The following is a 13,119-nucleotide window of genomic DNA, read 5'->3' on the forward strand; positions in this document are numbered from 1 at the left end:
CGCCTCCGTTAGAGCTTCTTCATTAGCATGAAAGAGGCGCCGTCAAACTCGACTTCCCCTTGCAGTTGGAATAAGTCCTGGTACACAGACAATTGCGCCTGCAACACATCAGTGACGGGCACTAACAACAGGCCCTGTGTCGCCAGCACCCTGGCCAGTTCATTGACGTAGATTCGGCAAGGCTCGGCTTCGACCGGCGAACTGTTGGCGACAATCAGTGAATAGCCCAATCGACGGCGATAGTGAAAGTCACCGGCCGAGGCGAATGGCAGCCTCGAAAAGTCCAGGTCTGCGCGCAGTCTGAGCTGTTTATGGCCGTAGTCCTGAGCCCACTGCAAATGGTGCGCAAAGGGCAGACGGGAAGTCGAGATCACATCCAGACTATGCCGGGCGAGCGCTTGCAGCTGCGCGTTATCGCTCGGCGCGATCAGCAACACGGATTTCTTGCCCGGGGTGTCGAGATAGTCCGTCAGCGCTGCCGGCAATGGCGGCGTCTCGCGCTTCGGTGTGTCACGGTAAATCATCAACCAGTCGGAATTGATCGCGGCCCAATCGCTGACTTGCAGCGTCTGCTCGATCGACGGCTGGTAGGTTTCCATGAGGTGAGCCTTGAACGGCAGGTATTGCAGGACTTTCCCCTGATCCCCCACGATGGAATAGTCGCCGACCCAGGTATTGAGGAAGGAACGGATCCCGACGATGCTGGCCTTGCCCAGGTAATCGGCGTTCCAGCCGACGATCGCCTCACGCCCGACCCACGCGTAATCGCACAGTCGCACCGGCGGCAGGCGCGTCATCGCGACGGTCCGCGAACCGATGGAGAGCCGGCCATACGGATCATGGTCCTGACGCAGCAATTGACTGCCCGGCGACAGCCAGACACCGTCGCCAATGTCCACATCGCCGCCAGCATTGACCGCGGCGTTGCGACCAAAACGCACATACTGACCAATCTTGATCGAAGGCAGCTCGTCCGCCGAGTGATCGAGTTGATGATCGGCATGGGGGTGGCTGAAATACGCACCGTTTTCAAAGTGAGTCGGTGAAATCAAGTGCTCCCCGACCTGCTCCTTGACGAGCAGCGGCGAACCACTGGTATTGACCGAAAAGTGCTGCGCAGACAAACCAAAGTCATCGCCCAGTTCTTTCAAGCGTTCGCCGAAAGTGACCCCGAACTTGATCTCGTCGCGATGGCAACTGATGGTTTGCGATACTTTTCTAAGTTGTCGAAGTGTTTTTACATACCGAGGAACAGGTTGAAAAACATCTGCAGAACTTAGTGCCCGCTCCAATGCCCCCAACTCCTGTATATCACTGTCTAGTTCCAAAGGACTGACACTGACCGACGCATCCATATAGTGCTTTATCATGTAGGCTCTTTTTTTCTAATGAGTGCTGACCGGATATTCACCCCAACTGTGAACACCGCACGCCACATGATCGTATGTCGGATAAAACCCGCTGAATAACGAGTTTTATATCTGGCACCCATCGATAAATACGAATGGGCGAAAAGAACAGTCGATTAATCCGTTATTGAAAAACCAGCGAGGCCGGCACATCCACATCCCACAACACGCCGGGATCATCCAGCGCTAGCTCGACCACCCTCGCCTGCGCAAACAACGACTTGGCCCCGCGATCACCGGACAACCCCATCAGCCCCGACCCGAAACGCCGACCAAAACCCACCGGATGCCCGAACTCGCCCTCATGCACCGGCACGCTGATGCAATCATCCGCAATCGCCGCGACGACTTGCTCGATGCTTGACGGCAAAATGAACGGCATATCACCCAACACAATCAACCACCCGCCAAGCTGCGAACAAGCCGCCACACCCGCCGCAATGCTGTCGCCCATGCCGGTGGACTCAATCAGCACAATCTCGTAACCATAAGCTTGGGCCATGCGAATCACCTGAGGGCGATCCTCGGTGGTCACCAGTACGCGCTTTTCAATAGATGCAGACAGATTCACCAACACCTGCTCGATCACCGAGCGTACGGCGCCGTCGCGACCGGTGCAGTCGGCCAGCAACTTGTCCTTTTCGGCGCCCGCGACCTGTCGAAAGCGGCTGCCCTGCCCTGCTGCCAACACGATGACACCGATGGGCTCGCTCATACGTCCTCCCGCAACGGCTTCTTCTGCTTCAGCTCGACGCCGTTCTTGATCGCCACGATTTCGGCCAGCAACGACAAGGCGATTTCCGCCGGGGTGTGGCTGCCGATGTGCAGGCCAATCGGGCCGTGCAGCCGCTCGATGGCCTGTTCTGACAAGCCTAGCTGAGCCAGGTTGTCCCGGCGCTTCAGGCTGTTGACCCGCGAACCCAGTGCGCCGACGTAGAACGCCCTGGAATCGAGGGCGGTCAGCAGCGCCATGTCATCCAGCCGTGGATCGTGGGTCAAGGCGACGATGGCAGTGCGTTCGTCAGTCTGGATGTTCAACACGGCTTCGTCAGGCATGCCCGGCACGAAGCGACCGTGCTGTTCTTCCCAACCGTAGACGAACTCGGTGCGCGGATCGCAGATCAGCACTTCGAAATCCAGCAGTCGCGCCATTTCCGCGACATAGCGCGACAGTTGCCCGGCGCCGATCAGCAACAAGCGCCAACGCGGGCCGTAGATCGCGCGCAAGGTGCTGCCGTCAAAACTCAGCACATCGGTCTTGTGCGCCGGTTGCAAAACCACTTCGCCGCTCGTCAGATCCAACGAACGGGCGACGATTTCGTGGGCCTCGCAGCGGGCCAGCAACTCAGCGACCCACGCCGGGTCACCGACTCGCTCTTCAGTCAGGCGCAAGGTGCCGCCGCACGGCAAGCCGAATCGTGCTGCCTCTTCGCGGGTGACGCCGTAGGTGATCAATTGCACGGGCGGCCCGTCGGCCGGGATGCGGCCATCGTGCAGCCGCGCAATCAGATCATCTTCGACACAACCGCCCGAGACCGAGCCGATCACTACGCCGTCCTCACGCAACGCCAACATGGCACCCGGCGCCCGGGGCGCGGTGCCCCAGGTCTGGACCACGCTGTACAACACCACCCGCTGACCGGCGCGGCGCCAGTCGAGCACGCTGCGCAGGACGTTCAGATCGACGCTGTCCATCAGGCCTGCGCCTTCTGCCAGTCCTGCAGTTGATAGCGAACCGGCAAACTGCGGATACGTTTGCCGGTGGCAGCGAAGATCGCGTTGCACAGCGCCGGCGCAATCGGCGGCACACCCGGCTCACCGACCCCGCCCAACGGCACCTCACCTGGCGGCGTGACCAGATGCACGGCGACTTCTTTCGGCGCGAGGGACATGCGCGCCACTTCGTACATGTGGAAGTTGTCCTGCTGGACCTTGCCGTCCTTGAAGCTGATTTCGCCGAGTACTGCGTTGCCCAGGCCCATCACGCAGGCACCTTCGAACTGCGAGCGAATGCGCTCGGGGTTGATCTGCGGACCGCAATCCACGGCGATGTCGGCCTTGTGCACGATCAAGGTGCCGTCGTCTTTGACTTCGACTTCGATCACCGCCGCCACATAGGTGACGAAGCTGTAATGCACCGCCAGCCCCAGGCCTCGGCCCTTGGGTAGCGTGCGCCCCCAACCAGCGGCTTTGGCGGCGGTTTCCAATACGGTGCGCATGCGGGCGGTATCGATCGGGTAACGCTCGGGAGACTCGCCGTAGTTCCACTCTTCACTCAAGGTGCGTGGATCGATCTGACGGTCCGGGCCGAGCAACTTGATCTGATACTTCAGCGGATCCTGCCCGGCCTTGTGGGCCAATTCATCGACGAAGGTCTGAATCGCGAAGCCGTGGGGAATGTTCGACACCGAGCGATACCAGCCGACCCGGGTGTGGACTGTCGCTTCCGGGTTTTCCAGGCGCACGTTGGGGATCGCATACGCCATGTTGGTGAAACCCATGCCCAACTCGAATGCCGCCTCGTGGTTCATCCCCGGAGCGAACAGCGCGGTGATGCTCGGCGCCACGGTGCGGTGCAACCAGCCGGACGGCAGGCCGTCTTTGTCGAGGCTGGCCTTCAGGTATTCGGCGGACACGGTGTGGAAGTAGGAACAGTGGATATCGTCTTCACGGGTCCACTGCACGCGCACGGCCTTACCGGGGAATTCCTTGGCGAGGATCGCGGCTTCGATGACGAAGTCCGGTTTGGACTTACGCCCGAAACCACCGCCGAGCAAAGTGACGTTGAAAGTGACGTTATCGAACGGCAGGCCGAGGCGCTCGCCGATCCGCTCACGGGTAACTTGCGGCGCCTGACTCGGTGCCCAGGCTTCGCACACGCCATCCTTGAAGCGAGCGATGGCGACCATCGGCTCCATCGGTGCCTGAGCCAGATGCGGCAGATAGTAGGACGCTTCGAGGGTGCTGCCGGCGCCGGCCAAGGCCTTGTCGATGTCGCCCGTGTTGCGCACCACTTTGCCGGGTTTGAGCGAGGCGGCTTCCAGTTCCTTGCGGTAGGCAATCGAGTCGTAACTGGCGTTAGGGCCGTCGTCCCACTCGATGTTCAGCGCCTCGCGGCCCTTGATCGCGGCCCAGGTGTTGCTCGCGACCACGGCCACGCCACCCAATGGCTGGAACTCTGATGGCAGCGGACGGCTTTCGATCTGCAAGACCTTGATCACACCCGGGACTTTCATTGCCGCATTGGCATCGAAGGATTTGACCTTGCCGCCATACACCGCAGGACGGGCGATGGTCGCGTAAAGCATGCCGTCGAAATGCACATCCGCGCCGTAGACCGCACGACCGTTGACGATGTCGGCACCGTCGATGGCGCGCACGCCTTCCTTGCCGATGTAGCGAAATTCCGACGGCTGCTTGAGCCGCAGGCTGTCACGGGCCGGCACCGCCAGCGCACCGGCAGCGACGGCGAGTTCGCCGTAACCGAGTTCACGCTTGGTCGGTTGGTGAATCACTTTATGCAGTTGCGCGCGGCACTCACCGACCGGCACTTTCCACTGCTCGGCCGCAGCCTGTTCGAGCATGGTCCGCGCGGCGGCACCGCAACGGCGCATCGGTTCGTACCAATGACGCATGCTGCGCGAACCGTCGGTGTCCTGGTTGCCGAAGCGCACTTCGTCACCCGGCGCCTGTTGCACCTTGACCAGCGCCCAGTCGGCGTCCAGTTCATCGGCCACCACCATGCTCAGGCTGGTGCGCACGCCCTGGCCCATTTCCGAACGGTTGCACACCACCGTTACCGTGCCGTCGGCGGCGATGCTGACGTAGACCTTCGGATCGTCGACCCAGCCATTGGGCATGCCATCGGCGCCGAATTTCTTCGGTTTGTCTTCGGCGAAAGCGTCTTGCCAGCCCCAACTGGCGGCGATTACCAGCGCACTGGTGGCGCCGACGCCTTTGAGAAAACCGCGACGGCTGAGGTTGCTCAGATTGCTCAGGGCGAAATCATTCGGGAGCTGGCTCATGCCTTGGCCTCCTTCAGATGAGTGGAGGCCTGGCGGATGGCGGTCTTGATGCGGTTGTAAGTACCGCAACGGCAAATGTTGCCGACCATCGCCTCTTCGATTTGCTCGTCGCTCGGGTTGGGATTGGTCTTGAGCAACGCGGTGGCGGACATGATTTGCCCGCCCTGACAGAAACCGCACTGGGCCACGGCGGTGTCGAGCCAGGCTTGCTGGACGATTTGCCCGACCGGGTCGGCGTGCAGGTTATCGATGGTGCGCACGTCCTGGCCGACCACCGAACCAATCGGCGTGATGCAACTGCGCGCCGGCAAACCGTCGATATGGATGGTGCACGCGCCGCACAGGCCCATGCCACAGCCGAATTTAGTACCGTTGTAACCGGCCACATCGCGGATCGCCCAGAGCAGCGGCATATCCTCGGTCACGTCGAGTTGATGGTCTTGGCCATTGAGTTTGAGGGTAATCATGGGCACGCCCGCATAGGTGTTTCGGTTATGGGGTCGAGCAATCTGCCGCCAGGGGGTAGCGGTGGGTTCACGCAGATCGGCTCAGGCTAATCGGCTCTCTTACGCGGACGGCAATGTCTGCGTCGGGCCTTTGGTGGAGCAAATGCTTGCATCGTTAGGTGGCTAAGTTAACCCAGCATTAACAAAAAAGCCCTGCACAATTGAAGTTGTGCAGGGCTTCGAAATTCGCCTGTTTAAAGCGTAGCTTCAATAGCGATTGGGTTCCATTTCCAGCTCGACGCTGAAGCGTTGCGCAATGTCTTTCTGGATCCTTTGCGCCAAATCCAGTAACTGCAAACCGGTCGCGCCGCCGTAGTTGACCAGCACCAGTGCCTGCAATTTATGCACGCCGGCATCAGCCTCACGGAAACCTTTCCAGCCAGCCTTCTCGATCAACCAGCCCGCCGCCAGTTTCATTTGCCCGTCGGCTTGCGCGTAGGCCACCAGATCCGGGTATTCAAGCTTGAGCCGAGTCACCAGCGCCGCTGGCACCAACGGATTCTTGAAGAAGCTGCCGGCATTGCCAAGCACGGCCGGGTCCGGGAGTTTTTCGCTGCGGATGCTGCAAATCGCCTGGCTGACATCGGTCGGTGTCGGGTGGTCGATGCCCTGCTCGGTCAGGCGCTGTCGCACCGGGCCGTATTCCAGATGCAGGTGCGCAGTGCGATTCAGGGTGAAGCGGACCCGCAGGATCAACCAACGCCCCGGCTGCTGTTTGAACAGGCTGTCGCGGTAGGCGAAGTTGCATTCTTCCAGGCTGAAATCCCGCAACTCGCCGGTCTGGCGATCCAGCGCGGTGAGGCCGGCGAACACGTCCTTGATCTCGACGCCATACGCGCCGATGTTCTGCATCGGTGCCGCGCCAACAGTGCCTGGAATCAAGCTGAGGTTTTCCAGCCCCGACAAGCCTTGGGCCAAGGTGTGTTGCACGAACGGGTGCCAAGGTTCGCCGGCCTCGGCTTCGATCACCACCTGACTGCCATCATCGCTCAACACACGAATGCCGCGTGTGGCCATGCGCAGCACCAACGCCTGGATATCCGCAGTCAGCAGCAAGTTGCTGCCACCACCGATCACCAACAGCGGCATCGCGCTCGAAGCGGCATAGGCCAGGGCTTCGCGGACTTCGGCGTCGTTATGGGCTTCGGCAAACAGCTGCGCTCGAACGTCCACGCCAAAACTGTTGAACGGTTTGAGGGAAACCCCGGGGTGGACCTGCAAACTCATAACCGTCCCTTCAACTCGATCACCAGCAAATCACTGGCGCGCTCAATCAAATCCAGCACTTGCTCAAAGCCTTGGTCGCCGTCGTAGTACGGGTCCGGCACTTCGTCGATTTCCGACTGATAGCGACGCAGGAACAGGTCCAGCTCAGCCTTGCCCTTGGCCGGTTGCAGGGCCTTGAGGTTGCGCAGGTTGCTGTTGTCCATGGCCAGGATCAGGTCATACGTGGCGAAATCCGCACGGCTGACTTGTTGGGCACGCTGGGCCGACAGGTCGTAACCGCGCAGTTTGGCCGCGGCCTGGCTGCGCTTGTCCGGGGCCTTGCCGACGTGCCAGTCACCGGTGCCGGCGGAGGCCACTTCGACTTGATCGGCCAGACCGGCCTCACGCAATTTATGCCGCAACACGCCTTCGGCCGTGGGCGAACGGCAGATGTTGCCCAGGCAGACGAACAGAACCCGCATCAGGCCTCCAGCAGGCGACGAACGCGCTCGAGGTCTTCGACGGTGTCGACGCCGGTCGGCGGTGCGATCAACGCATCGGCAACGTGAATCCGCACGCCGTGCCACAGGGCGCGCAGTTGTTCCAGGGATTCGGTGTTTTCCAGCCAGCACGGGCCCCAGCTGACGAAGTCATGCAGGAAACCGGCGCGGTAGGCATAGATGCCGATATGGCGACGATATGGCACGCCTTGCGGCATTTGCTCGCGAGTCTTGGCAAATGCGTCCCGGGCCCATGGCAGCGTGGCGCGGCTGAAGGTCAGCGCCAGGCCATTGAGGTCGCTGACGACCTTGACCACGTTGGGATTGAACAGGGTTTCCACATCCTCGATCGGCTCGGCCAACGTGGCCATGCGCGCTTCGGTGTGGGCGGCCAGGTTGGCGGCGACCTGATCGATCACGCTCGGCGGGATCAGCGGCTCATCACCCTGGACGTTGACCACGATGGCGTCGGGCGCCAGGCCCAATTTCGTCGCCACTTCGGCCAAACGATCGGTGCCGGAGTTGTGGTCTTCACGGGTCAGCACCACTTCGGCGCCAAAGCCTTTGCAGGCCTCGACGATGCGTGCGTCGTCCGTAGCAACCACCACGCGCTGGGCGCTGCTTTTGCTCGCCTGCTCCCAGACGTGCTGGATCATCGGCTTGCCGGCGATCAGCAGCAGCGGTTTGCCCGGCAGGCGGGTGGAGGCGTAACGCGATGGAATGACAACGGTAAAGGCTGTGGTCATTTATCCAGGCGCTCGTCGGTGGTCAGGGTACGCGCTTCGGTTTCGAGCATTACCGGGATGCCGTCGCGAATCGGGTACGCCAGGCCGGCGCCCTTGCTGATCAGCTCGGTCTTGTCGGCACTGAGCTTGAGCGGGCCTTTGCAGACCGGGCAAGCGAGGATATCGAGCAATTTGGTGTCCATGAGCATTCCCTGGATAAAAACGGTTTTAAGGCAAAAGACGATTCGGCAACAGGCGCATCAGCTGCGTATCGAACCAAGCCACGAAGGCCGGCGAAGGCACAGCATCGACTGCCAGGTACCACCAGTCGGCAGCGGCAAAGGCACGGCACTTCACCGCATCCTTTTCGGTCATCACCAGAGGCAATGACGGTGTGAAATTCAAGGCTTGCACGCTGTATTCGGCGTGGTCGGCGAACCCATGGGGGATTGGCTGCCAGTGTAGCGTTTCGAGGGTGTTGAAGAAACGCTGGGGATTGCCGATCCCGGCCACCGCGTGCAGCGCCTGGCCTGGGGGGAAATGCTCGAACGACTTGCGTTCGCCGCTTTTCAGATTGATCAGGGCGGTGGGTTGCAGCTGAAAGGCAAAACCGTCGTCGCGGTCATCGGTGGCGCCGTTGTAGAGCACTGCATCGACACTTTGCAGACGTTCGATCGGTTCACGCAACGGCCCGGCGGGCAGGCAACGTTTATTACCGAGGCCACGGGCCGCGTCGATGAGCACCAGCTCCAGGTCCCGGGCCAATCGATAATGCTGCATGCCGTCGTCGGACAGGATCAGGTCCAGCGGTTCACTGGCCAGCAGGGCTTTGACCGCACTGCTGCGGTCCGGGTCGATCATCAAGGGCACGCCGGTGCGCTGCACGATCAGCAACGGCTCGTCGCCAGCAATGTCGGCGCCTTGATCGGCCTCGACCCGCCACGGCAGGTGCGGCGGCTTGGCGCCATAACCCCGACTGACCACGCCGACCCGCAAACCACTGCGCTGGCAGTGCTCGATCATCCACAGGATCATCGGCGTCTTGCCGGTGCCGCCGACAGTGATATTGCCGACCACGATCAGCGGCACCGGTGGCTGATAGATCTCACCCTCACCCGCGAGAAAGCGATTGCGCTTGCCCGTGACCACCCGCCGATACAGCCATTCCAGCGGCTGCAACAGCTTCAGGGCCGGATGACCGGCATACCACGCGGCGAGCAATCGATCGGACATGGCCATCAGTGCGTCGGCGCTGCCTCGACGGTGGTCATGCGCAGATGGCTGAAACCGAGCTTGCCGGCGGCGTCCATGGCGGTGATGACGGATTGATGCTGGGTCTTGCCGTCGGCGGTGATGGACAGCGGCAGGTTGGTGTCGCCGTTGGATTCTTTCTGCAACGCGTCCATCAGGCTGGTCAGGTCATTCTTCGGCAACAACTGATTGTTGACCGAAAACACCCCTTCGGCGTTGATGGCGATGTCCAGTTGCTTGACCTGCTGGTCTTCAGCCGGCGAACCGCTGACCGCTTCCGGCAGCTCGACGCGCAGTTGGGTTTCGCGGGTGAAGGTAGTGGTCACAACGAAAAACAGCAGCAGGACAAACACCACGTCGATCAGCGACACGAGGTTGATGTCCACATTCTCCCGTTGCTTGCGGCGGAATTTCACGCTTTTTTGCCCTCGGACAGGTCCACGTCACGGTCGCCCTGCACCACTTCAACCAGCTTGATGGCTTCCTGCTCCATCCCCACCACCAGCTCATCGATGCGCCGTTGCAGGAACCGATGGAAGAATACCGACGGGATACCGACGATCAGCCCCGAAGCCGTAGTGATCAAGGCTTTGGAAATACCGCCGGCCAGCACCGCCGCATTGGTGGTCATGCCGGTGCCCATGAACGAGCTGAAGATATCGATCATGCCCAGCACCGTCCCCAGCAGCCCGAGCAACGGGGCCATGGCGGCGATGGTGCCCAAGGCGTTGATGTAACGCTCCAGTTCGTGGATGACCCGGGCGGCGGCCTCTTCGATACACTCTTTCATGATCTCGCGACCATGCTTGGAGTTGGCCAGGCCTGCCGCGAGGATTTCGCCCAACGGCGAGTTGGCGCGCAGTTCCTTGAGTTTTTCTTTATTGAGCTGTTTGTCTTTGATCCAGACCCAGACTTGCCCTAGCAAATGCTCCGGGGTCACTCGGCTGGCACGCAGGGTCCACAGACGCTCGGCGACGATCGCCATGGCCACGATGGAACTCAAAATGATCGGCAGCATCATCCAGCCGCCGGATTTGACCAATTCCCACACAGTGACAGTCCCCTCGAAAAAGTGCGCCACTCTAACATAGGGGGTCGGCGCACCGAAGACCGGGATGTCGCATCCCGTCCGGCCAGTTATTTATTCAGCGCAGGCACATCACGCCAGAAGCGCCGTTGTTGACGCATCGTTCGCGGTGCCTTGAAGCTGCCCAGTTGCAGACGGACGGCGCCGTGCTCGGCGCTGTCATAGATGTGCAAGCCCCGTTTGCGATACCGCGCCATGACCGTGGGATGGGGATGCCCGAAGGAGTTGCCGTGGCCGCGCGAGATCAGCACCGCTTTGGGTTGCAGCGTGCTGAGCAGTGCCATGGATGACGAACTGCGACTGCCGTGGTGTGGCGCCGCAAGCCAATCGGTGGGCACCGCCAACGGGCTGTCCAGGAGCGCGCGTTCGGCGTGGGTATCGATGTCGCCGGTCAGCAGCAGGCGCTCGCCATTGGCTTCGATTTGCAGGACGCAGGATTTCTGATTGCTTTCGCTGGCCGCCGACCATTGCCAGAGCTGGAAGGTCACGCCATCCCAGGCCCATTGCTGGCCACTTTCGCAGCCCTCGGCCTGTAACTCTGTTGGCAGCGCCAGCGGATCGCCACTGATCACCCGCGCTACTTTCAGCCCCTGATGGACGGCTCGCGCACCGCCGGCATGGTCGGCATCGGCGTGACTGAGCAGCATCAGATCGACTCCGTTCACGCCGAGTTTGCGCAATGCCGGCAGCACCACCCGCTCACCCAGGTCAAAATCACCAAAACGCGGGCCGGCGTCATACAGCAGCGTGTGCTGGCGAGTGCGCACCAGGATTGCCAAACCCTGGCCGACATCCAGTTGCCAGATCTCGGCCCGGCCTTCGGGCAGCTCTTCGCGCGGTGGAAATGCCAACAGCAGTAACATCGGCCAGCCCAACGGACGCAACGGAACGCCCCGTGGCATTAATAGAAGAAAGGCGCCCAATGCGCCGATAGCCCCGATCCATAGCGGTACTGCCACCGGCACCCACGCGGGCAACTGATTCGCCATGAGTGCCAGGCCCTTGAACAGTAAATCGATCAGCCCGCCGGCCAACCACAACAACCCTTCCCCCACGTAAGGCAGCGGCAACAGCACTGTCCCGAGCAAGGCTGGCGGCAGGACCACCAGACTGATCCACGGCACCGCGAGCAGATTGACCAGCGGTCCACTGATGCTGATGGGCAAACCCAGCATCAGCAGCAGCGGGCACAGGCCGATTGCAATCAGCCATTGGGCGCGGGTCCAGGTTTGCCACCAACGCCAAGGGCCCAGCCGACCGCCGAAAGTGAAGATCAACACCGCCACCGCCGCAAAGGACAGCCAGAATCCAGGTTGCAGACTCGCGAGCGGGTCCAGCAACAAGACGCCATCCAGCGCCAGCAACAACGGCCACCACGCGCCGAGATGACGAAAGCGCAGCCGCCACAACAGCACCAGGCCAATCATCACGCAGGCCCGGCGCACCGGCACTTCGAACCCGGCCAGCAGCCCATAACCGAGCGCCGCCGCGAATGCCAGCCCACACGCCCACGGCAACCAGGGCCAACGCACCGGCCACAGGCCATATCGGGCGAGCCCTGCGATCAGCAAATACACCAAACCCGCGAGCAAACCGATGTGCTGCCCGGAAATCACCAGCAGGTGCACGGTGCCGGTGTCTTGCAGCACCTGCCAGTCCTCGCGGCTCAACCCGGCGCCGTCGCCCAGCACCAACGCCGCCAGCGCTCCGGCTCGCCCTTGGGCGTCGACACTGAGTAAGCGTTGGCGGATGCCGTCGCGCCAGGCCCAGCGGGCGGATGACAGGCGCTGGCCATCCTTGACCGTGCCGGTCGCGCCGATGCCCTGTGCCAGCAGCCAGGCGTCGTAATCGAAAGCGTGGGGGTTGAGCAGCCCGGTCGGGCGCTTCAACTTCACCGCCATGCGCCAGCGTTCACCGCTATTGACCGGCGGCCCGCCGTACCAAGCCAGGCGCATCAGCGGCGGCACAGATCCGTGTCGCGAACGCGCGTCTGCCAATTCGAAACGCAGCACTTTCTCGCTGCTCTGCGGCAAGCCCACCACTCGACCTTCGACCCAGCGGGTTTCACCGTCCAGGTTTGCTGCCAGCCGATCGTCCAGCGCCGACTGCGCCTGTCCGCAGGCCCAACTGAAGCCAAACAAAAAAAATGCCAACGGATACGTGGGAAAGGGCAGCAACATCAAACCCACCACCGGCAGCAACAACCATAACCAGACCGGCGGTAACACCGGTAAAAAACGCAACGCCAATAACCCGAGCGCCAGCGCCACCATCCCTGTGCGCATAAGCCCGTCCTTGAGAGTTCCCTCGTTAGGCATAGACGACCCGGCGCACGGACGTCGTTATCAATTGTCACAAAGTCTGAATGGGTCGCTAATAGAATCCAGACATACTTGCCGCCTGAACCGAC

The 13,119-nt window shown here is 61.6% G+C and carries 13 protein-coding genes; all 13 read right to left on the reverse strand.

The features are described 5' to 3' along the window. Positions 1–8: 8 nt before the first annotated feature. The gene (locus LOY68_RS23445; RefSeq protein ID WP_265040298.1) at positions 9–1,151 is read right to left on the reverse strand and encodes an acyltransferase; all 1,143 of its coding nucleotides are present in this window, start codon (positions 1,149–1,151) and stop codon (positions 9–11) included. 382 nt (positions 1,152–1,533) lie between these two features. Beyond that, complete coding sequence (locus tag LOY68_RS23450; RefSeq protein ID WP_265040299.1) at positions 1,534–2,124, reverse strand: NTP transferase domain-containing protein; 591 nt, start codon at positions 2,122–2,124, stop codon at positions 1,534–1,536. After that, a complete protein-coding gene (locus tag LOY68_RS23455; RefSeq protein ID WP_054051758.1) occupies positions 2,121–3,104 on the reverse strand; it encodes an XdhC family protein in 984 nt (327 codons plus the stop codon). The genes LOY68_RS23450 and LOY68_RS23455 overlap by 4 nt, the downstream gene beginning before the upstream one ends. Next, on the reverse strand, positions 3,104–5,434 hold the full coding sequence (locus LOY68_RS23460; protein ID WP_265040301.1) for a xanthine dehydrogenase family protein molybdopterin-binding subunit: 2,331 nt from the start codon (positions 5,432–5,434) through the stop codon (positions 3,104–3,106). The genes LOY68_RS23455 and LOY68_RS23460 overlap by 1 nt, the downstream gene beginning before the upstream one ends. Next, positions 5,431–5,901, reverse strand: a complete 471-nt coding sequence (locus LOY68_RS23465; RefSeq protein WP_054051753.1) for a (2Fe-2S)-binding protein — start codon at positions 5,899–5,901, stop codon at positions 5,431–5,433. Before LOY68_RS23465 ends, LOY68_RS23460 begins: the two co-directional genes overlap by 4 nt. Positions 5,902–6,147: 246 nt before the next feature. After that, the gene (gene murB, locus LOY68_RS23470) at positions 6,148–7,167 is read right to left on the reverse strand and encodes a UDP-N-acetylmuramate dehydrogenase (protein ID WP_265040302.1); all 1,020 of its coding nucleotides are present in this window, start codon (positions 7,165–7,167) and stop codon (positions 6,148–6,150) included. Next, on the reverse strand, positions 7,164–7,628 hold the full coding sequence (locus LOY68_RS23475) for a low molecular weight protein-tyrosine-phosphatase (protein ID WP_054613853.1): 465 nt from the start codon (positions 7,626–7,628) through the stop codon (positions 7,164–7,166). Before LOY68_RS23475 ends, murB begins: the two co-directional genes overlap by 4 nt. After that, positions 7,628–8,392, reverse strand: a complete 765-nt coding sequence (gene kdsB / locus LOY68_RS23480) for a 3-deoxy-manno-octulosonate cytidylyltransferase (RefSeq protein ID WP_054051747.1) — start codon at positions 8,390–8,392, stop codon at positions 7,628–7,630. Before kdsB ends, LOY68_RS23475 begins: the two co-directional genes overlap by 1 nt. Further along, a complete protein-coding gene (locus LOY68_RS23485) occupies positions 8,389–8,574 on the reverse strand; it encodes a Trm112 family protein (RefSeq protein WP_007945752.1) in 186 nt (61 codons plus the stop codon). Before LOY68_RS23485 ends, kdsB begins: the two co-directional genes overlap by 4 nt. Positions 8,575–8,599: 25 nt before the next feature. Continuing rightward, positions 8,600–9,610 (reverse strand): tetraacyldisaccharide 4'-kinase, encoded by a 1,011-nt coding sequence (gene lpxK / locus LOY68_RS23490; protein WP_265040307.1) that lies wholly within the window; start codon positions 9,608–9,610, stop codon positions 8,600–8,602. Beyond that, positions 9,610–10,038 (reverse strand): ExbD/TolR family protein, encoded by a 429-nt coding sequence (locus tag LOY68_RS23495; protein ID WP_265040308.1) that lies wholly within the window; start codon positions 10,036–10,038, stop codon positions 9,610–9,612. The genes lpxK and LOY68_RS23495 overlap by 1 nt, the downstream gene beginning before the upstream one ends. Further along, a complete protein-coding gene (locus LOY68_RS23500; protein WP_054051742.1) occupies positions 10,035–10,673 on the reverse strand; it encodes a MotA/TolQ/ExbB proton channel family protein in 639 nt (212 codons plus the stop codon). The genes LOY68_RS23495 and LOY68_RS23500 overlap by 4 nt, the downstream gene beginning before the upstream one ends. A gap of 86 nt (positions 10,674–10,759) precedes the next feature. Beyond that, positions 10,760–12,994 carry a DNA internalization-related competence protein ComEC/Rec2 gene (locus LOY68_RS23505; protein WP_265040309.1) on the reverse strand — a complete coding sequence of 745 codons (2,235 nt, stop codon included), beginning with the start codon at positions 12,992–12,994 and terminating at the stop codon, positions 10,760–10,762. Between the last annotated feature and the right edge of the window lie 125 nt (positions 12,995–13,119).

It is taken from the genome of Pseudomonas sp. B21-053 (genome assembly GCF_026016365.1).
Taxonomy (GTDB): Bacteria; Pseudomonadota; Gammaproteobacteria; order Pseudomonadales; family Pseudomonadaceae; genus Aquipseudomonas; species Aquipseudomonas nunensis.

Coding starts and splice junctions, on each gene's coding strand:
- LOY68_RS23450 (WP_265040299.1), bottom strand. CDS start 2,124: ATGAGCGAGCCCATCGGTGTCATCGTGTTGGCAGCAGGGCAGGGCAGC.
- LOY68_RS23455 (WP_054051758.1), bottom strand. CDS start 3,104: ATGGACAGCGTCGATCTGAACGTCCTGCGCAGCGTGCTCGACTGGCGC.
- LOY68_RS23460 (WP_265040301.1), bottom strand. CDS start 5,434: ATGAGCCAGCTCCCGAATGATTTCGCCCTGAGCAATCTGAGCAACCTC.
- LOY68_RS23465 (WP_054051753.1), bottom strand. CDS start 5,901: ATGATTACCCTCAAACTCAATGGCCAAGACCATCAACTCGACGTGACC.
- murB (WP_265040302.1), bottom strand. CDS start 7,167: ATGAGTTTGCAGGTCCACCCCGGGGTTTCCCTCAAACCGTTCAACAGT.
- LOY68_RS23475 (WP_054613853.1), bottom strand. CDS start 7,628: ATGCGGGTTCTGTTCGTCTGCCTGGGCAACATCTGCCGTTCGCCCACG.
- kdsB (WP_054051747.1), bottom strand. CDS start 8,392: ATGACCACAGCCTTTACCGTTGTCATTCCATCGCGTTACGCCTCCACC.
- LOY68_RS23485 (WP_007945752.1), bottom strand. CDS start 8,574: ATGGACACCAAATTGCTCGATATCCTCGCTTGCCCGGTCTGCAAAGGC.
- lpxK (WP_265040307.1), bottom strand. CDS start 9,610: ATGGCCATGTCCGATCGATTGCTCGCCGCGTGGTATGCCGGTCATCCG.
- LOY68_RS23505 (WP_265040309.1), bottom strand. CDS start 12,994: ATGCGCACAGGGATGGTGGCGCTGGCGCTCGGGTTATTGGCGTTGCGT.